10 protein-coding genes are annotated in these 21360 nt (G+C 44.1%); all 10 read right to left on the reverse strand.

Features of this window, described 5'->3' with window-relative positions; all coding sequences use genetic code 11:
- Positions 1-66: 66 nt before the first annotated feature.
- Positions 67-1293: an NADH:ubiquinone reductase (Na(+)-transporting) subunit F gene (gene nqrF, locus J8Z24_RS12795; RefSeq protein WP_128729715.1), complete on the reverse strand. Its 1227-nt coding sequence runs from the start codon at positions 1291-1293 to the stop codon at positions 67-69.
- A gap of 21 nt (positions 1294-1314) precedes the next feature.
- Positions 1315-1923, reverse strand: a complete 609-nt coding sequence (gene nqrE / locus J8Z24_RS12800; protein ID WP_088529916.1) for an NADH:ubiquinone reductase (Na(+)-transporting) subunit E — start codon at positions 1921-1923, stop codon at positions 1315-1317.
- Between the two features lie 10 nt (positions 1924-1933).
- The gene (locus tag J8Z24_RS12805) at positions 1934-2566 is read right to left on the reverse strand and encodes an NADH:ubiquinone reductase (Na(+)-transporting) subunit D (RefSeq protein WP_125250928.1); all 633 of its coding nucleotides are present in this window, start codon (positions 2564-2566) and stop codon (positions 1934-1936) included.
- A complete protein-coding gene (locus J8Z24_RS12810) occupies positions 2566-3315 on the reverse strand; it encodes a Na(+)-translocating NADH-quinone reductase subunit C (RefSeq protein ID WP_125250929.1) in 750 nt (249 codons plus the stop codon). Before J8Z24_RS12810 ends, J8Z24_RS12805 begins: the two co-directional genes overlap by 1 nt.
- Positions 3305-4507: an NADH:ubiquinone reductase (Na(+)-transporting) subunit B gene (locus J8Z24_RS12815; protein ID WP_125250930.1), complete on the reverse strand. Its 1203-nt coding sequence runs from the start codon at positions 4505-4507 to the stop codon at positions 3305-3307. Before J8Z24_RS12815 ends, J8Z24_RS12810 begins: the two co-directional genes overlap by 11 nt.
- 2 nt (positions 4508-4509) lie before the next feature.
- Complete coding sequence (locus tag J8Z24_RS12820) at positions 4510-5853, reverse strand: Na(+)-translocating NADH-quinone reductase subunit A (protein ID WP_176031957.1); 1344 nt, start codon at positions 5851-5853, stop codon at positions 4510-4512.
- A gap of 494 nt (positions 5854-6347) precedes the next feature.
- Positions 6348-7355 carry a fatty acid desaturase family protein gene (locus J8Z24_RS12825; protein WP_128729717.1) on the reverse strand — a complete coding sequence of 336 codons (1008 nt, stop codon included), beginning with the start codon at positions 7353-7355 and terminating at the stop codon, positions 6348-6350.
- Between the two features lie 93 nt (positions 7356-7448).
- Positions 7449-11585, reverse strand: a complete 4137-nt coding sequence (locus J8Z24_RS12830; protein ID WP_252094794.1) for a non-ribosomal peptide synthetase — start codon at positions 11583-11585, stop codon at positions 7449-7451.
- Positions 11585-15889: a type I polyketide synthase gene (locus J8Z24_RS12835; protein ID WP_252094795.1), complete on the reverse strand. Its 4305-nt coding sequence runs from the start codon at positions 15887-15889 to the stop codon at positions 11585-11587. Before J8Z24_RS12835 ends, J8Z24_RS12830 begins: the two co-directional genes overlap by 1 nt.
- 9 nt (positions 15890-15898) lie before the next feature.
- Entirely contained in the window at positions 15899-21358 is a 5460-nt protein-coding gene (locus J8Z24_RS12840; RefSeq protein ID WP_252094796.1) for a type I polyketide synthase, read from the reverse strand.
- Between the last annotated feature and the right edge of the window lie 2 nt (positions 21359-21360).

A 21360-nucleotide genomic window follows, 5' to 3' on the forward strand; every position in this document is an offset into this window, starting at 1 on the left:
TCAAACAAAATAGGTTGTTTGAGGGCTTATATTTTATCTTAAGTTCATTATCAGACTAAAACCTAATTAACCACCGAAGTCATCAAGTAGGATGTTCTCGTCTTCAACACCTAAGTCTTTAAGCATGTTGATAACCGCCGCATTCATCATCGGAGGACCACACATATAGAACTCACAATCTTCTGGTGCTTCATGATCTTTCAAGTAGTTTTCAAGAAGTACATTGTGGATGAAGCCTGTATAGCCGTCCCAGTTATCCTCTGGTTGAGGATCTGAAAGTGCTACATGCCATTCAAAGTTGTCGTTGTCAGCAGCTAAGCCGTCAAAGTCTTCTACGTAGAACATTTCACGCTTAGAGCGCGCACCGTACCAGAAAGAAATCTTACGCTTAGAGTTGATACGCTTAAGCTGGTCGAAGATATGTGAACGCATTGGCGCCATACCAGCACCACCACCTACGAATACCATTTCTGCATCAGTTTCTTTTGCAAAGAACTCACCGAATGGGCCAGAAATCATAACCTTATCACCTTCTTTAAGTGACCAAATGTACGAAGACATTTTACCACATGGTAGCGTAAGGTTATTTGGTGGCGGAGTAGCGATACGCACGTTAAGCATAATAATACCAAACTCTTCTGGGTAGTTTGCCATTGAGTATGCACGGATCGTTTCTTCGTCAACTTTAGACTCTAGATTGAAAAAGCCAAAACGCTCCCAATCTGAACGGTATTCTTCTGGAATATCGTAGTCTGCATATTTAACGTGGTGAGCAGGGGCTTCAATTTGGATATAACCACCCGCACGGAAAGGTACAACTTCACCTTCAGGAATAGCTAGCTTTAGCTCCTTGATGAAAGTTGCTTTGTTATCATTAGAGATAACAGTACATTCCCACTTTTTAACACCGAAGATTGAGTCTTCAACTTCGATTTCCATGTCAGTTTTAACATTAACCTGACACGCTAATCGGCAACCTTCACGCGCTTCACCTTTAGAAATATGGTCAAGCTCGGTAGGTAGGATATCGCCACCACCTTCTTTAATGTGTACTCGACATTGGCCACATGAGCCACCGCCACCACATGCAGATGATACGAAAATCCCCGCGTTTGCAAGCGCACCTAGAAGCTTACCGCCCGCTGGGGTTTTAATCGCTTTTTCAGGATCGCCGTTTATATCAATTGTCACGTCACCGCTTGCTACAAGCTTAGACTTCGCTGCAATGATGATAAGCACCAACATCACAACGATAGCGATGAACATGCTTACGCCTAATACAATAGTTTCCATCGTATAGTTTCCTCGCTACCCTTACAGTGAAATACCAGAGAATGACATGAAGCCAAAGCCCATCAGACCTACAGTAACAAAGGTAATACCTAAGCCACGTAAACCATCTGGTACATCTGCGTATTTCATTTTCTCACGAATACCCGCTAACAACACGATAGCAAGCGCCCAACCCACACCAGAACCTAGACCATAAACTACTGATTCACCAAAGTTTAGGTTACGTTCAACCATGAATGATACTGCACCGAAAATCGCGCAGTTTACTGTGATCAATGGTAAGAAAATACCAAGCGCGTTGTATAGTGCAGGGAAAAACTTGTCCAGAGTCATTTCTAGAATTTGAACAAGTGCTGCGATAACACCGATGAACGTCAAGAAGCGTAAGAAGCTTAGGTCTACCTCAGGGAAACCTAGCCATTCAAGTGCGCCTGGTGCTAGTACAGCGTGATAAACTAAGTTGTTCACTGGTACTGAAATACCAAGTACAACGATTACCGCGATCCCTAAGCCTAGTGACGTCGTTACTTTCTTAGATACTGCCAAGAAAGTACACATACCTAAGAAGAAAGATAAAGCTAAGTTTTCAATGAAAACCGCTTTTATGAATAAGTTGATATATTGTTCCATCTCTCTCCCCTTATGCCTTTGCTTCTACTTGCTCTTTCTTCCAAGTACGTAGTGCCCAAATGAAAGCACCTACGATGAAGAATGAACTGAATGGCATAACTAGTAGACCCATAGGCTGGTACCAACCACCTTCAGAGATAAGTGGTAGGATTTCTACACCGAATAACGTACCAGAACCAAATAGTTCACGAATGAAGCCTACAGTTAATAGTACAACAGAGTAGCCTAAACCATTACCGATACCGTCAAGGAATGACATAGCCGGTGGTGACTTCATTGCATAAGCTTCTGCACGACCCATTACGATACAGTTAGTAATGATAAGGCCGATGAAGGTCGATAGCTCTTTTGCTGTGGTATACACAACCGCTTGTAGTACTTGGTCTACTACAATTACTAGCGATGCAATGATCGTCATTTGTACAATGATACGCACACTCGAAGGAATGTGATTACGGATCATCGAGATGAATAAACTTGAGAATGCACAAACTAATGTCAATGCAATTGACATGATAAGCGCATTTTTAAGGCTTGATGTAACTGCTAGTGCAGAACAAATACCCAAAACTTGCAGAGCAATCGGGTTGTTTGCAAAAACAGGACCAAACAAGACTTCCTTCATTTCTTTTGCATTAGCCATTAGTTCAATGCTCCATTACGTACTTTCGCAAGGAATGGACCAAACGCTTTGTCGCTCGTCCAAAAATCAACAGTATTATCAACACCGTTCGACGTTAGTGTCGCACCAGATAAACCATCTATCTTGTGCTCATTACCGCCAGCACTACCTTTCACTACATCGATAGGAAGCTCTTTATCATCCCAAAGTGCTGTCCACTTAGGATTTTGGATTTCCGCACCTAGGCCTGGAGTTTCCATATGCTTGTAGAAGTTAATAGACTTGATTGTCTCGCCATTCGGTTCTAAAGCTAAGAAACCATACATAATCCCCCACAGACCGTAGCCTTGGATTGGAAGAATAATAGTAGATAGCTGACCTTGGTCGTCTTTTGCAAAGTAAACTGGTGAGTTATAGGTAATACGCTGAATACCTGCAACGTCTTCTTCTTTAGACAGCTTGTAGCTACGCTTAGCGTCAAACTTGGTCGCTTCAAAGTCGAAAGACTCAGGTTGTACGTCTTCAACAAACTCACCGCTTTCAAGGTTAACAACACGTGCTTCGATGTTCTGATTAAATACTTCAGAAACATCTTTCACTTTGTCAAAACCTGCAACAGCAAGTATGTTGCGCTGAATATCTTCGTTTTTGTTAGCTTGCTGCATAGGGCGAAGCTGTACAGAAGCAAAAGATACAACGATTGCACACACTAGACATAAGCCAACAACTACGCCGAGCGTTTTGCCCATTGATTCATTATTAGTTGACACGTGCCAATCTCCTCTTCACATTAGATTGAACTACGAAGTGGTCGAACAGAGGCGCAAATAAGTTAGCGAATAGAATAGCTAACATCATGCCTTCTGGGTATGCAGGGTTAACAACACGGATAAGTACAACCATTACACCAATAAGTGCACCGTATAACCACTTACCTTTGTCTGTAAATGACGCAGATACTGGGTCTGTTGCCATAAAGAACATACCAAATGCAAAACCACCAAGTACAAGGTGCCAATGCCAAGGCATTGCAAATGCAGCGTTAGTTTCAGAACCAATTGCATTAAGAAGGAATGACATCACAACCATACCGATGAATGTACCCAGAACGATACGCCATGACGCGATACGAACATAGATCAAGAACAAACCACCGATCATAATTGCAAGTGTAGATGTCTCACCCATTGAACCTTGAATGAAGCCATAAAACGCATTCCACCAAAGTTCCATGTTACTGTAATCTAGCGAACCTGCTACTGCTTGACCTAAGTATGTTGCGCCAGAGAACGAGTCAACTGCTGTCCATACAGTGTCACCTGAAATGTCTGCTGGATATGCAAAGAACAAGAAAGCACGACCTGCAAGCGCTGGGTTTAAGAAGTTACGGCCCGTGCCACCAAAGATTTCTTTTGCAACTACAACACCAAATGTAATACCTAGTGCAGCTTGCCACAACGGAATCGTAGCTGGCAGGATAAGTGCAAATAAAACAGATGTAACGAAGAAACCTTCGTTAACTTCGTGCTTACGAACCGATGCAAATAGGATCTCCCAAAAAGCACCGACAGCAAAGACAGTACCATATATGGGTAAGAAGAAACATGCACCATAAAACATCTTGGCACCCCAACCTGCATCAGCAGTGAGTACACCGCCAAGTGATTGGAAAATAGTAACCTGCCATGTATTTGCAAGTTCAAAACCGTTACCTAGCGCTACTGCTGCTTGGTGACCGATGTTAAACATACCAAAGAACATCGCTGGGAATGTCGCCATCCACACTAAAATCATAATACGTTTTAGGTCGATGTTATCACGGACGTGAGTTCCGCCTTTGTTTACGTAACCTGGCGTATAGAAAATTGTTGCCACCGCTTCATACAGGGCATACCACTTTTCGTGTTTACCACCAGGTTCAAAGTGAGGTTCAATGTCTTCTAAAAATTTCTTTAAGGCCATTTTTAACCTTCCTTCTCGATAGTAGTAAGGCAATCACGCAGGATTGAACCGTACTCATATTTGCCCGGACATACAAATGTACATAGCGCTAAATCTTCTTCATCTAGCTCTAATGCACCTAATGCAATCGCGCCATCTAAATCACGTGCAACCAAGTCACGTAGCAATAGTGTTGGCAAAATATCGAGTGGCATAATACGCTCATAGTTACCGATTGGTACCATCGCACGCTTAGAGCCACCTGTAGACGTTGTCATTTTAAACAAACGGCTAGGCGCCATATGCGCGATAAAAGTACGTGTTACAGAGAACTTGTTACTGCCTGGAGCAATCCAGCCAAATAGTTCCTTTTCACGACCTTCAAGTAGTACCGATACTTGGTTATGATAGCGGCCAAGGTAAGCATGAGGGCCGGTTGCTGTTTTACCAGCTAACACAGAGCCAGAAATGACTCGGTTATCACCGTCTTCAAGCTCGCCTGCAACTAAATCTGTTAGCGACGCACCAATTTGAGTTTTTACTAAGCGAGGATTTTTAACACGAGGTCCTGCCAGCGCAACCACTCTATCTGTATAGATTTCACCTGTCAGGAACAACTTACCAAACGCGATGACGTCTTGGTAACCAAGATGCCAAACTTGCTTGTTTGCGCCTACAGAATCTAAGAAGTGAATGTGAGTACCCACGTTACCTGCTGGGTGAGCACCTGAAAACTCGTGAACTTCTACTTGTGAGATAGAAGAGCTTGGCACGTTGGCACCGGCTTTCTTACACACAAATACTTTGCCTTCAGTCAGACGTGACACTACCGCTAGACCGGCTTCAAACGCTTCCACGTTTTCAGCGATAATAACAGCAGGATCTGCTGCTAACGGGTTAGTATCTGTCGCTGTCACAAAGATCGAGCTAGGTGTTGCACTCGGCACAGCGACACGGCTGAATGGACGCGCTCTAAGTGCTGGCCATTGACCAGACTCGATTAGCACTTCCTTCACTTTTTCAGAGTCTAAGTTGCTTAATTCAGCAGCTGAAAACTTCTCAAAAGTGATTTGCTCGTCGCCTTGAACTTCAATAACAACTGATTGAAGAACACGCTTAGCACCACGGTTGATTTCTTTAACTACACCAGAAGCTGGCGCAGTAAACTTGACGCCTGGGTTCTTTTTGTCTTCAAAAAGAACTTGGCCTTTTTTGACTTGGTCATCCACACGAATTTGCATGGTAGGACGCATACCAATGAACTCTTCACCTAGCACAGCCACTCGTTTGACGGCAGAGCCATCATGAATAACTTGCTGAGGTGCGCCCTCTATTGGTAAATCCAGACCTTTTTTTATGTTGATCATACGCACTTGCATTACATTAACGGAAAGAAACTGAAAATATCTTTAGTCATCACTGCGCCACCTCGTTTGTACCAAGTTTTGGGTATATAAAGAGCAGAAAGTTATGAGTCCGGTTAGGGTTCTCAAAAGCCCCTTAAAACACCGCTCAACGCGAACAAAAAAGCAGCGTCGTGATAAAAGTCCTCACATATTTCTCTGATTTTAACATTAATCGTACTGAGTATGCGAGTGGAATTATGAAATTAATACGACTTTAACGTGGATTTAGATTAGTTGAAAAGCGTCAAACTTCAAGTCACGGAGCTAGGCGATTTGGCAATTATTCTTTAGTCGAAGAATAAGCTAACTAACCTGAACGCTGGATAAGAAGTTAGTTAATCAAAGGACGAGGTGAAGATTAAACAAACTCATTGGGTCAAACTTAATCACTTATCACAACATAGCGCATGGCCTGTACCATGCGCTACAATATCAGTGAACACTGTTACTTTTACCTACCTTGCATCCTCCTCTTTAAAAGGAGGGAGCGTATCGATAAATGTCCTTGCTGGATGCTTTTTCCTGAGTTTAGCCATAAACCCAAGCATAGGTACATCCACATACTCAGAATCGTCCTCTTGTAAAATACGCTGTCTCACTTTTGATAACCGATAAAATGGCACAGATGGGTATAAGTGATGCTCGACATGTAAATTAAAATTGAACATCGAATACAAAGATAACCAACCGGGTTTCATCGAACTTGAGCGAGAAACAGAATCCTGTTCATATACACGTAGCGGCTTAGTTCGCGTCGCCATACTATGCACATATAAACCGGAATGTGGTGGTGCAGTTACAGCTTCATAAAAGAAAAAGTGGATTAGCGCCGCAATCGTAATGAAAGTAAAATAAGTCTGAACACCAACATACATGCACACCAATACGTGAGGTGTTAGCATCACGATGACAGAAAACAGTGCCTTCAGTGCCAGTTTGTAATTTTTGTTCATAAATTCTACCAATGGATTAAGCCACAGAACCGCAAAGAAGAACTGAATAGTAGGAAACGGCAACCATAGACGCCACACCACATTAAACATCTGTAATGTAACGGCTGAAACACTCTTAATTTTTCGCAACTGAGTTGACGATGGATCTTTATCCGCAAACCCAGTCCAACGATGATGGCCCTGATGAATATGCACCCACGACGTATATGGGATTAAGGCCAATGGACTGACAGCAAAACCAAAAAAGTCATTTACACGTTTGTTTGTAAACACGGTGCGATGTCCAAACTCATGAATAAGCACCGAAGATCTAAACATTAGCCAACCGAGTAATAGCTGCAGCACAAAAAAGCCAAACGAAAACGCTTCAACCTTTGTCAGTCCCCACAGCACGGCGGCAATAAAAACCGCTTCGACAAGGACAGTGATCAAACCAACTTTGTTGGATATTTTAAATGCCCCTTCATCATTCAGCCGCTTTTTTATTATCTTATAACTTTCCACTTTCATTGTTTTTTCCTTAAATACTGGATACAGATGATATGCCTTATCTTATTTTTCTAACAAATAAGGTATCGATTGCTTGCCACCAAAAGGCTCTTATTAAGACCCATGGCTCAATAACTCCTTAAGCTTTTTCACTAATACCACGATATTAGGTGGCTGTATTAAAGAGAAATGATTGCCAGGAATATGTGCGCATTGAACCTTGGATACACACTCTTTCCAATGAGCCTCAAGCGGTACCGTTAGGCTCAACACACTTCCCTCTTCAGCCATAAGTAGGTCGACGTTACCGTGGTAGCGTGACGGCTTATGAGTGGCAAAAAGCTGTAGATTTTTTGCAAAAATATCAAAGCGCTCTTGCACTATTGACTCAGGAATATGCTGAAACATATGCCCCTTATCTTTCGCTAGTTGTAATAGGCTTCTGGGCAAATCCTCAAACTTAGCACCGCTGATATACTGAGTTACTTCGTGCTGCTCAATTACAATGTCCAGCTCGCGAGCAAAAAAGTACAGTAGCCACTCTGGGTCGCGATAAATCTCGATATTATGCTGTTCAAACACAGGGTTTCGGCTATCAATTAAAATAGTTTTATCTATTTTCACATCAAACTCATCACCAAGTGCAGCCATTTCCACTGCCACTGTACCACCTAGTGACCAACCAGCTACAACATATTGCTGGGCACCAATATGTTGATTGAGAAGCGCTAAATACGAGCGAGCTAAGTCGCTGAGTGAGTCTGTCGGATTTTTCTCGTAGTGCTTTAAATCCGAAGCAATAGCGTAGATTGCACGATCTGAGGACAATAGTTGAGCTAGTGGAACATAACTTAAAATACTCCCACCAACAGGGTGGATGAGTACCACTGGTGGTAAGTCTGAAGCGTGCTTATTCAAACACACGAGAGGTGATTCAGCGCCATTTTCTTCATTAGATTGAATAAACTCAGCAATGTCTATGATGGTATCGTAGCGTAGCAAGTCCACAACATTGATGGGTTTGTTCACCAAAGCGGAAATCATATTGGCAGCTTTTACCGCATTAAGTGAGTTAGCGCCTTGATTCCATAAACTCTCGGCAGCACTCAACTGAACCTGCCCAAGCACTGTTGTCCAAATATCAAAGATGCTTTGCTCAAGTGTGTTTAATGTTCTGTTTTGCCGAGCTTCCTCTGCTTCCATCGAGACAACAGGCAACCTCTTGGTATCAATTTTACCATTTTTATTTAATGGCATTTCAGGTAGTTGTATTACCTGCTTTGGCAGCATAGCCGGAGATAGGCGACTTTTAAGTAACACAACGATGTCTTGTCGCAACTGATAATCCGTTGTAAGTGCATTATCACTTGTACAGTAAGCTACTAGGCGCTTATCGCCGTTGTCTGTAGTGTATACATGAACGAATACCTCTCTTACTCCTGGACACTGATGTATCGCCGCTGTCACTTCACCCAACTCAATTGTGAAGCCATTGATTTTGACCATGTCATCGCGACGACCGATAAACTCTATTTCACCAACATTGTTGTATCGAACAAAGTCTCCCGTTGCATATAAAGTTTGACCATCGGCCAAATGAGGTAATACACGGAACTTAGCCTCTGACAGTGCTTTGTTGTTTATATAGCCTTGCGATAGCCCTACTCCACCTAGGAAGAGTTCACCACCAACACCTATACCAGACATCTCTCCGTGCTTATCAACAACATACATTTGTGTGCCACTAACCGCTTTGCCGATTGGGATCGTTGTTGCACTCAAATCTTTTTCAGACACGATATGATAAGTTGCAACCGTGGTGCACTCTGTCGGACCATAGCCATGGATCAGTTTGCCACTAAAGCGGCTTTCTAAAGCCCTTGCTACAGCTGCCATATTGACTTTTTCGCCACCAAATATAATTTGCTTTACAGATGCCAGAGGGAAATGCTGCGTATCTGCCAAACGATTAAGTAAAGCGGTCGTCACCAGAATGATCGTCACTTCATGATAATCAATGGTTGATGCCAGTAACTCAGGGTTTAGCAGAACATTTTTACTGATGCACACCACTGCCGCACCATTGAGCAGTCCGCCCCACAGCTCAAACGAAGAAGGGTCAAAGCTAAGGCTAGAGACATGAGCCACTCTATCTTTTGGCTTAATATCGATGTAGTTTGCATCAACAACACGGCTGATGATTGCCTGATGAGAAACTGGCACTCCTTTTGGATTTCCGGTTGACCCTGAGGTATAAAAGATACATGCGGTGTCAGCAGCAAAAGTATGAATTGGCATATTTGACTTGCTGTAATCTTTTGTCACCTCAGCCAAGTGGCTTAGTGCTATCACCTTAGCCTCAACATCTAATTGTTCGGCCAAAGTGTCTGCCGCGACCAGCAAACTTAACTGTGCGCCCTCAACAATAGTTTTTACTCGTTCAATCGCATCTTCAGCACTAATCGGTACGTAAACACCACTACATTTTGCAATTGCCAATATAACCGTGATCACTTGTACACTTGATGGCGCGTAAAAACCAACCCTGACTCCAGGTGCAACTCCTTGAGATTTTAGATAGTGTGCAATTTGGTTTGCTGACTCATTTAATTCGGCAAAGCTAACGGTTTCGTCTTGTGCAATAAGTGCTGCGCTTTGTGGTGTTTTAGCAGCTTGAGCCTCAAAAAGTAGTGCCAAGTTTGACATTTCATGTGGCAATGAAACGGGATCAGGGCTTTGTCCCCAAGCGACTATTTTTGCGCGTTCAGCGTCATCCAGCATGTTGAGCTTAGAGATTTGTGTTGTGCTGTTGCAAAGCACCGACTCAATCATATTTTGTAGATGGCTCAGCATATACTCAATCGTCGCTTGTTCAAATAGCGCCGTATCAAAGTGCATACTCAACTTATATTGTTCATTTGTGCCAAAGACAGCCAAGCCTAAATCGTCAAACGAGCCTCTTTGCCCTGATAGCGGATGAATTTCTTCAAAGATCCCCGTACCATTTTTTCTCATCAGCTCGCCGACCTTAGTTAAGGTCATAGAGGTTTGGAACACTGGTGAGCGACTCACTTCCCGAGATTTATACAGCTCATTCACTATCTGAGTGAATGGGAATGTTTTGTGCTCAAAAGCGTTGATTAGGGCGTGTTTACAAATCTCTGCCAGTTCATCAAAACTAATTTCATCTGAAGCTTGAACGCGGGTTGCCAGTGGATTAACAAAATTGCCGACCGCAAAGTCATTGTCTACTAATTCTCTGCCCGCATTTGAAATACCTATCACAATATCATCTTGACCGGTATACCTATTCAATAGTGCAAAGTACACACTCTGGAAAAAGACAAATGGCGTGATCCCTTTGCGCTTGCTAAATTCATCAATCCTACTTGATAGACCAGCTGGCAAAGCAACATTGACCCTCCCCCCTTTATACTGCTTAACTGCTGGCCTAACTTTATTTGGTGTCAATTCCAACACCGGCAAACTATCAGTTACTAATGTTTGCCAGTACTGTTTGTCTTTTTCCGCTTGAGGGCTTGCTAAGTAGGTCTTTTCACTTAGCACATAATCAGCAATATCATAGGGCTTCGCAAGCGTCAGTTCACGCCCTTCAGCCGCATTTAGATATAGTGCTTCAAGCTGCTCCATCAAAATTGCGATTGAGTAAATCTCAGTAACAATATGATGGGTGAGAAGTACAAACCATGATTGCTGGCTTTGACCGTCATTTAGCGACACGATATAAGCACGAAAAGGGCGTTCCAAGGATAAGTTAAAAGGTTGATCGGCAATCCACTCAAGTTTGTGGTTGAACTCATCTGAGCCACCCTGTAGCTGAATGTGTTCTATCTCGTAGTCTTCATTCGGATTGCGTAATTGGTAAAATCCTTCCTCACATTCATGGAATGTTGAAGACATTACATCTTGGTGCTTCAACACGGCATTAAATGCGTGTTGTAGCTTTGTATGGCAAGTACTGTGACTTAATTTATACGCAGTGATCAGATTGTACGCTGAGCTATGCGGATGCAATTTAAAATCAGCCCAATAACCCAGCTGATTGGCCGACATTCCAGACACACGTTTGCCTGTACTTAAAAAGTCAACCAACTCTGCCTTTTGCGCTTTTAGCTCAGCCAGCTCCTGTTCGCTCAATGCCCCACTGGCACTGCGATATTTAAGCTTGTCTCCATCAAGCCAAAGTTTTACACCACTTTTTTCAAATCTTAAAATTGTTTCGATAGCCATTAAATTTCTCCTTCAACCAGCGATGACTGCTCAACGTCAGCGGTATGCGCCTGACGATCCGATGACTGGTGCTCCATGTCTTCCAGAATTAATACAGCAAGTTCCTGAATAGACGCTCCTTTTAAGATTTCTGAAATAGGCAGTTCACGATTGAGCTGCTTTTTGATACCGGTATTGACCTCAAATGCCGTAAGTGAGTCCAAGCCCAAGTTCATCAATGGCGTGTCGGTTTGTATTTTTTCAATGCCAGTGCCAAGTGACTCAGAGACAAACTGTCGTAATAACTCCATCAACATCTGCTTTTTGTCATCCTCACTCACTGTGGGCTGTAGTAATGCTGCGATTAAATCCGATTTACCATCATCGCTTGTGGTTTGCTCAGTAGCAGCTCGAAGCTGCTCAAAAATGGCTAATGGGCGACGAAACTCCATGACATCCAAGAATTTAGAAATATTAATATTTGCAATCACTGGGTTGAGCATTCGATTTTCAATGACACTGCCCATTGCTTGTAGTGCCTCATTGTGTGACATTAATTGGAGCCCTACTTTTTCAGCTAACTGAGCATTGTCTCCGGCGACTGCCATACCAGAGTCAGCCCATGGTCCCCAGTTTATCGACGTAGCCGGTAACGCTAACGCATTACGGTAATAAGCAAGACTATCTAAGAAACTGTTACCCGCGGCATAAGCGGCCATGCCTCCAGATCCCCATACCGACGCCACCGAAGAAAACAGCACAAAATACCGAGCTTGAGAAGCAAGTTGGTGTAAGTGCCAAGCACCTTGTACTTTTGCAGCTAGCACATTTAACATCTCAGACTCTGACAACGACTCGAATGCTGTCACTTGGTTAACACCTGCAGTATGGAAAACACCATCAATGGCGCCATATCGGTTTGAAACATCAGACAAGACTGACTCAAGCTCAGTGTAGTTAGTAACATCGACAGAGATGTAGTCCGCCACGGTAACATGCGTGCGAAGACGCTGTAGTGCTGCGGCAATATTTCCACTCTCATCTCGCGCAATAGCCTGCTGCTCAGTGCTTCTACCAAGTAATATGATATGTTGCGCACCTTGCTCTGCTAGCCACTTGGCAGTACTCAAGCCAAGTGCTCCAAGACCACCGGTGACAACATACGCTTTGTCTTTTGCGACGCGTAAATGTGAAAGCGTTGGCGCATTCAACTCAGACACTCTAGGGGCATAAGATACACAGCCACGAACCGCAAGCTGGGTCTCATTATTTGCGGCAAACAGTGCAGATGATAAGCCAGCCAACGCTGCGCTATCAGATAATTCATCACAATCTACCTGCCTTTGCCATACTTCGGGGGCTTCAAGAGCGATGGATTTACACAACCCAGCAATTGCCCCTTGTAAAGGATCGTAACGATATTGCGTACCAGCAATAGATGCAGCAAACTGGGTAATAACTGCCAGTGATACTCCAGCTTTGAGTGTGCAAATATCACGTAATTGACCAAATAAAGACGTTAACCGAGTTAATACGTCTGATGTTGGCTGTTCGCCACACAGATCCAGCCCCCAGCCAAATACGATGCGTGTTACCGCACTATTACGATGAATAAGTGACTCATCCAGTGCAGCCACGTCGCTAATAACCTGGTAACTTTGCGCACTCAAATCACCGTAGCCTGTTGGTATCGTCTTATCGAATATTAAGGTATAGGTGTAACCTTGACTGCTTAGCCATTTTGTCCAAGGTGCAAGCTTGCCGTGTTGATCAGCAAAAATGAGTATATTACCGACGGCTCCGGGTTCAACCAAGGTATCGGTTGGGCGTGTTTGCCATTGTAGCTGATAAAATTTATCTGGATTATTCAGCGCCACATCCGAGTGAAGATGCGGTTGTACTTTAGGCAAAGGGTAATGCTTTGGCTCCATTGGATAAGCCGGTGTGTCAAGGCGCACATGGCGACTATCTTGATAATATCTCTGCCAGTCTATGTCAGCGCCCGATTGATAAGCACTGTGTAGCGCTTTTACCAGCGCATGATACAATGTTTGCGCATCTGACACTTCAATACTCCACGCGCCAAATTCATTAGCACTGGACAACATCATTGTGCGGTACTTCAGCGCACCTTCCCCAGCTTCAAACGTGGCATTGGCATGCTCCATTAGTTGCCTTGCTAACTCGGTATTCGCCAATTTGAATATACTCGGTAACACACCAAGCACTTTGCCCCCTGCGCTAGATTGCAAGCAATTGACTATGGCTGACTGCGCTTGGGCTTGTTCTATCTGACCACAGCTTAAGCGCGCAGATACATACATCAGGTCAAGTGACGCTTTAAACGGTAAGCGCTGAGTCGCCAAACTCAGCATTGGTAGATCACCCGCTTCTGCGTTAATTTCGCTGAGCATAACGCCAAGCGAAGCCACATGCGATAACCACAGCCCTGATAGTAATGAGTTTGCCAACAGACATTGCAGCGGATCTGTCCACTCTATTTTTTCCGGCCAGTGGGCAAATGTATGCTGCTCCTGAACGCGATAGTATTCACTCGCCTTACTCAACATTTGTTTGGCTTTGTTATTGTTGAGCACCCATGTGTGTAAAACAGGTAAAAAGTGATGGTCGCGCTCGGTGAGTGTGCAGCTAATCACAGGCTCTGCTGTCCCCTGTGCCACACGGTTATTCAAAGCAGGTGTAAACTCTGTAAGTTGCGCTAGTAAGTCGGCAGTGCTGCTAGCCATAAAGCACGCTCGCATAGGCCAATGCTCACTGCTAGTATTGGCAGAGAAGCACACCGAATGAAGGTCAAGCGCGCCTTGCGTAATATAGTCTTGAAATTGCTCAATCCGAGCTGCTAGCTGGACTTCAGATTTAGCCGATAACGCCAATATCACGCTACCCTTTTGCTCAGGTTCAGTCGCAGGCTGTTGTGATGAATTAAACTCATCTGACACAATCAGGTGCGCGTTCGAGCCACAAAATCCAAATGCGCTCAACCCCACATATTTAACTGGGTCATCATCCCATGCCGCGAGTGTTTTCGGTAAGGTGATTGACGTTTTTTCTAATTCTAGCTTCGGATTGGGTGTATCTAAATTAACGTTAGCTGGAATTTGTTGGTGCTTAAACATCAGCAACACTTTTATCATAGAAGCGATGCCTGCGGCACTTTCTAAATGACCAATATTTGGTTTTACCGAGCCAACCAGTAACTTTTTGCTACTTGGTGTATCGCGTTTGTAGGCTTTAGAAATCGCCTCAATTTCTATGGGATCGCCCAGTGGCGTTCCGGTTCCATGAGATTCTACATAGCAGACTTGCTCTGGAGTTAATGCACTTTTTTGTAACGCAGCCTGAATCACCTCAACCTGCGCTTTACCGTTAGGTACTGGTAATGCGCTACTTCGGCCATCATGATTAATCGCAGAAGCCTGAATAACACCAATAATATTGTCGTTATTTTCGAGCGCATCACTTAGGCGTTTTAGCACTACAATTCCAGCACCTTCGCCGCGTACATAACCATCTGCTTTTTCATCAAAAGTACTACACACTCCAGAGGGGGACAGCGCTTTTGCTTTACACATAATCATGGTCATGGCAGGGGTAAGCATCATATTGACACCACCAGCTAGTGCCAAATTACACTCACCATTAAGCAGCCCTTGCGCTGCCATATGAATACTAGTAAGTGAGGATGAACAGTTTGTATCTACTGATAATGAAGGCCCATGTAACCCTAAGGCATGAGATAATCGCCCAGAGGCAATCCCAATCCCATTGCCAGCTGCGGTATACATATCTATGGAAGCAGGATTTTCGACACTAAATTGGCCATTATCCTGATTCATAATACCTATATATACCCCACTAGCGCTGCCTTTAAGCTTACTGGCCGGAATACCCGCATTACCAAGCGCTTGCCAACAGACTTCCAATAACAGGCGGTGTTGTGGATCCATATACTGCGCTTCTCGAGGCACAATACCAAAAAAGTCATTATCAAATTGGTCGATGTCAGTTAAAAACCCACCGGCCTTGGTATACACCTTTCCATCGGCATCCTGATCCGCATCAAAGTATTGCTCAGCATCCCAGCGCTCACTTGGCACATCAGTAATATGGCATTCGCCATTTTTAAGTAGCTGCCAAAATGCCTGAGGATCATTCGCACCAGGGAAGCGGCAGCCCATGCCTATTACCGCTATTTTTTCTTCATTTTTCGCTTGTAGCGTACTAATTTGTGCCTTCTGCTTTTGAATGGTATTCAGGGCATTGGCCATTAACTTCTGATAATTATTTGGCTTTGTTTTATCCATCATCGTCCCTTAATTCAGTTCCAGTTCTTGCTCAAGCAGTGCCGCTAAGTCATCCAGCTCCATATCTTGCAACTCGTCTGTTGGTGACTCGATTTCTATCTCACTTGAATACTCAACTTCAGCCACCCCGGTGTCCAATTGCAGGACATCGTTGACAATATGGTCAACCAGCAAGTTAAGGTTTGAGTAATTGAAAATCACTGTTGAAGGCAATGAGATCCCAAGCTCAGCATCAATGTCCTTTTTGAGATCCATCGCGGCTATTGAGTCGGTTCCCATTTCAAAGAAACCTTTCTCTGGGTCTATCGTAGCTGGCGAGTCAATTTTTAATACTTTAGCCAGTGTCTCTCTCACAAACTCAAAGATTTTTTCGTACCTGAGCTCTGGCGACATATCGCAAATTTCTTCAATGAAGCGGATCTGACCGGCTCTTGAACTAGTCGGTGCCAACTCATCATATAAGTGGTCATGCTGTGCACCTGGGAAATTCTCTCTAAATACACGCCAATCTGCTTTTAGAGCCACGACTGAGTGTAACTCTGAACGTGCAATCTGCTCGAATAAAGCCATTCCCTGATTAAGGGTAAATGGCTTCATACCAACGGCCTCAAACAAATCAGATTGACTATGGCTTTCAGCCGCCATACCCACCGAGCCCCACGGTCCCCATTGGACGGCAAGCGCAGGCAACCCTGAATGCTTTCTATGCTCAACGATATAATCAATAAAGCTGTTCGCGGCGGCATAAATGGCTTGCCCTGGTGTACCCAATACAGCTGATGCCGATGAAAAACAGTAAAAATGATCTAAATCGATGTCTTTGGTCAATTGATGTAGATTCCAAGTACCTTCAACTTTCGAGCGGCTGACCTGCGTCACGGATCCCATATCAAACTTGTGTAATGGTGAGTCTTGAACAACGCCCGCAGCATGTATAACACTACCAAGGGATGGTAAATCATCACCAAAACGTTGGAATAACTGCTCCATACTGGATTGATCGGCAATATCTACCGCAACCACCTCGACACCAACCTGTTGTGCTCGTATCGCTTGTAAAGTGTGCTCCACCTCATCTGACCAAGTCGTTCTTCGCGACAACAACGTTAGATGCTTGGCTCCTTTACCAACCAGCCATTGACTGAGCTGAAGTCCCAATCCGCCTAAACCTCCAGTGATGAGTGTGGTCTTCTCACCAGCCACAGTATACTTATCAAGCTCAGACGTTGGCCGTGTTTTAGTCAGCCTCATGACCTTACGCATACCATTGTCAAGCAGTACTCTCGGTTCTTTGTCTTGATAGCGGCTATGCTCAATCACACCTGCAACAAGGTCTGATAGGTTTTCAGCATTGAGATCAAGAGTTTGACAACTGAACTCAGGATGCTCGGTTCTGACGACTTCAGCAATTCCCCAATGTGGTTTAGGTGCCCCAAGTAATGCCACATCACTTGTGCCATAATTAACAAACAGCAAGCGGCTATAAAGCTCCTGACCAATTAGGTTTTTGACCAGTGTGATAATGCTATTCACACTGTCGTAGTAGTTTGTTACGCAAACGCCTTGCTCTGCATTTTTTAAAGCGAAGATGATCTGATCTGGTTTCGTCGTTAACTGAGTCAGTGCTTCACTTAATTCATGCTGATCCAATAAATTGAGTCGACGTACTCCCGCTACCACTCCTTTGTCTTTGTTTGCATGCTTGAAAACCTGACATTCACCGAGGGTGTGAGATGCAAATGTTTGATGTGAGATAATATCTTGGTCATCGTCAAGTATAAGCCACAAGCGCGCTAAGTCCTGCTCTGTATATGCCGTATCGTCGCTGTGGGCCTGTGTACTTTCTATCCACTCTCGCTGGAACAAAAAGCTTCCTTCTTCAGACTTTGACAAGAAAGTACTGGCATTGGTTTTATGTACCGAGAAAGAATCGATGGTAGCAACTGGCTCGCCTGAATCTGAAAATAGTGCAATATCTCCTTTGAGTATCGCCTTATCCTCAGCAATATCATCATCTAACTTGGCAAAACACCAAAGGGTTTGTGGCGCGCTTAATTGCTCACTGTGTGTATGAAGTTTATTAAAGCCAAATGGTACCGCGGTGATTTCTTTATTGTCGCCCATCTGGTTGACTGCCAATGCACCAAATACCTGGAAACATGAGTCAACTAGCCCTGGGTGCATACAATATCGCTCAGGTGCAATTATCGCTTTTGGTGTGTTTAATTTGGCAATGATATAGCCATCACCAAACCAACAGCTTTCCACCCACCTAAATGTGTCTCCATGGGCAATTTTTGTCATCTGCTCGATGCGCTCATAAAACTCAGGCATTTCCCACTGTTTTGTCGCGGCTGTAACCAAAGCGCTGGGGTCTATAGCAGCATTGGAGACAGACTCTGATGAAGTGAAGTAGCGTCCATGGGCATGAGTTAAAGCCCCCTGTTCAGACTGCGTTGAATTGACGGCAAAATCAGCATGGTTTAACGTTGTTGTTAACTGTGTACTCTCATTACCATCCGCAAGTAGAATTGGTGCACCAAAAAAGACATTTTCAAGTACCAGCTGTGACTCAGTACTGTGATTTGCCAAGGCATTGAGTACCAGAGAAACGTGGTAACCGCCAGGTACCACTACTTCGTCATAGACTAAATGGTCTTTAAGCAGTGGCTGACTTTGTACGTTACACTGGGTTTTAAATGATGATGAGTGCGATCCCTTTTGAACATCCACAAAAAATGGGTCTTGCACTGACGCGTGGCGCGCATGTACTCGTTTTTTACCTAACCAAAAAGACTCTCTCGTAAATGGATAACTAGGTATTGCTGTTGCTGCGACCACTTGGTGATTAAAAACGCTCAGCCAGTTTATATCATGCCCTGTGCGATATAACGTGGCTAGCGTATTAGTGATATAGGTGGCTTGAGGTTGCTCTTTATCTTGTGAGCACAACCATTGATAGTGCACGAAGTCGAGAGTAGACTGGAGTGCTAATTTCGTCAGTACCGGATGCGGGCCGACTTCTATAACATCTACTTTTTTATTCGCCGCTAACGTGCGCAAACCCTCAACAAAATTAACGGGTAACTCAACATGCTGTACCCAGTATTCTGGATCTGTTAGCTTTTGATATTCTTGCTTTCCTGTACAGGTAGAAATGAAATCGAGCTTTGGTGTACTGTAGTTAACTTGCTGTGCTATGACTCTAAATTCTGCCAACATTGGTCGCATTAAAGGCGAATGGAAGGCGTGTGAGACATCGAGCATCACACATGTGATGCCTTTGTCCTTTCCTCGTTCAGCCACAACTTTAATGAGGGATTTATCTCCTGATAAAACCGTTTGCCTTACTGAATTGTAAGAGGCAACGGCAATCTTCTCTGCTGGTAAGTCCGCCATCAATTCCTTGACGACATTACCATTTGCAACAACAGCCAGCATGGCACCATCACTAGGTAACTTTTGCATTAAACGGCCACGCGCAAGCACCATTTTCAGTGCATCTTGCAATGAAAATACACCTGCGATACATGCCGCTGCATATTCACCAATGCTGTGCCCCATCACGATTGAAGGCTGTACGCCCCAAGATTGCCACATTTTTGCTAGTGCATATTCAAGCACAAATAAACTCGGTTGCGTAAATTCAGTTTGTGACAAACGTTTGGCATCTGCTCCCCACATTACCGCTTTGATAGAAAAGCCTGCTGCTTTTTCGATGAATGCTTCACATTCGTCCACAGTACTTTTAAATACGCGGTTTATGCCATAAAGGGCTTGTCCCATACCTTTGTACTGTGACCCTTGCCCTGTAAACATAAAGGCAATCTGCTCACTTTTTACTGGTAATTTTGATGCTGTTAGTGGCCTAGTTATCTGCGCTTGAAGCGCATCACAGAGCGCTTGTTTATTCGCTCCGGTAACCGCTAACCTATAAGGATAATGAGCCCGCCTCATCGCTGCATTTGCAACAACCTGTTCAAGGTTATCACTGCGTTCTAGCAGCGATAAATAGCGTTGTGCTAATACAGCGAGTTGTTGCTCAGACTTCGCTGAAATAGGTAACAATAAGGCATCATTATTGATCTCAGTGTTGCTTTGCTCAGACGGCGTATGAGAGGCCAAGATCAGGTGTACATTCGTACCAGAAAACCCAAAAGCACTGACCGCGGTATGTATTTGAGTCTGCTCAGATAAATCAACAGTTTGTTTCGTGACCTGTATTTGCTGCTCATCGATTTCGATGAACTGATTTAGCGTATCGTAATGTACTTGTGGCGGCAGTTGTTTGTTTGCGGCGATCAACGCAGCTTTAATCACAGAAGCGACACCAGATGCTGCTTCTGTATGTCCTAAATTTGCTTTCACTGATCCCACATAAAGAGGATTATCCGCATCACGAGCAGGTGTATATACCGCTTTAAGGGCGTGCATTTCAATCGGATCACCAAGAGGTGTCCCAGTTCCATGAGCTTCTACATAATGTAATGCCTGCGGCGTCACTTTGGCATTTTTCAATGCTTGCTTGATCACCTGTTGCTGCGAATTGCCATTTGGTGCGGTAAGGCTTGAGCTGTGGCCATCATGGTTCATAGCGCCACCTTTGATCACAGCCAAGATCGTATCTTGATCTCTAATGGCGTCACGTAAACGCTTCAACGCAATAACACCGCAGCCTTCACTACGTACATAACCATCCGCACGATTATCAAATGCCTGACATAGCCCTGAAGGCGACAACATCTGTGCTTTTTGTAACGGTACGAAAGTATCGGTTGTCAGCATTAGGTTTACACCACCAGCAAGCGCCACATCGACCTCATGATTTTGCAAAGTTCGCATGGCTTGATATATCGCTGTCGCCGCTGAAGAACATGCTGTATCAAATGTCATCGCAGGCCCATGAAGCCCTAAACAGTATGCAACTCGCCCTGCGATCGTATTAACTGCATTTCCCGTAGCCCAATATGCTGAATCAGCAATATCACCGTACTGATAACACAGATCAGCGTATTCATTAGCCGCTGAGCCAATAAATACACCAATAGCAGCTGTATTTTTTGCTTCGCCAGCATAGCCTGACTGCTCCAGCGCTTGATACGCAGTTTCAAGTACCAGTCGCTGCTGCGGATCCATGGATTCTGCTTCTCGTTTTGAGATATTAAAAAACGCGGCATCGAATAAGTCGACATCACTAATAAGTCCGCCATGTAATTTGGCATGGCTTTGGCCTTTTAATGTTTCGTGAATTGTTTCAAGCGATCCTTCAATATTTTGCTCTACGACAGATTTACCGGCCATCAAAGCTTGCCAGTAATCATCTAGCGAATTGATGTTACCAGGGAACTTACAACCCGCACCGATAATCGCAATCTGATCTGCGCCTTGCTCTAATTCTTCGACGCGAGATTGCAGCTTTTCTATGGCTTTGTATGCAAGCTTTAATGTTGAATTTGTTTTACTTTCCATTT

It is taken from the genome of Pseudoalteromonas sp. SCSIO 43201 (assembly GCF_023716725.1).
Classification (GTDB): Bacteria; Pseudomonadota; Gammaproteobacteria; order Enterobacterales; family Alteromonadaceae; genus Pseudoalteromonas; species Pseudoalteromonas peptidolytica.

Excerpts from the sequence above, each read along its gene's own strand:
- nqrF (WP_128729715.1), bottom strand. The coding sequence starts at position 1,293 with ATGGAAACTATTGTATTAGGCGTAAGCATGTTCATCGCTATCGTTGTG.
- nqrE (WP_088529916.1), bottom strand. The coding sequence starts at position 1,923 with ATGGAACAATATATCAACTTATTCATAAAAGCGGTTTTCATTGAAAAC.
- J8Z24_RS12805 (WP_125250928.1), bottom strand. The coding sequence starts at position 2,566 with ATGGCTAATGCAAAAGAAATGAAGGAAGTCTTGTTTGGTCCTGTTTTT.
- J8Z24_RS12815 (WP_125250930.1), bottom strand. The coding sequence starts at position 4,507 with ATGGCCTTAAAGAAATTTTTAGAAGACATTGAACCTCACTTTGAACCT.
- J8Z24_RS12820 (WP_176031957.1), bottom strand. The coding sequence starts at position 5,853 with ATGATCAACATAAAAAAAGGTCTGGATTTACCAATAGAGGGCGCACCT.
- J8Z24_RS12825 (WP_128729717.1), bottom strand. The coding sequence starts at position 7,355 with ATGAAAGTGGAAAGTTATAAGATAATAAAAAAGCGGCTGAATGATGAA.
- J8Z24_RS12830 (WP_252094794.1), bottom strand. The coding sequence starts at position 11,585 with ATGGCTATCGAAACAATTTTAAGATTTGAAAAAAGTGGTGTAAAACTT.
- J8Z24_RS12835 (WP_252094795.1), bottom strand. The coding sequence starts at position 15,889 with ATGGATAAAACAAAGCCAAATAATTATCAGAAGTTAATGGCCAATGCC.
- J8Z24_RS12840 (WP_252094796.1), bottom strand. The coding sequence starts at position 21,358 with ATGGAAAGTAAAACAAATTCAACATTAAAGCTTGCATACAAAGCCATA.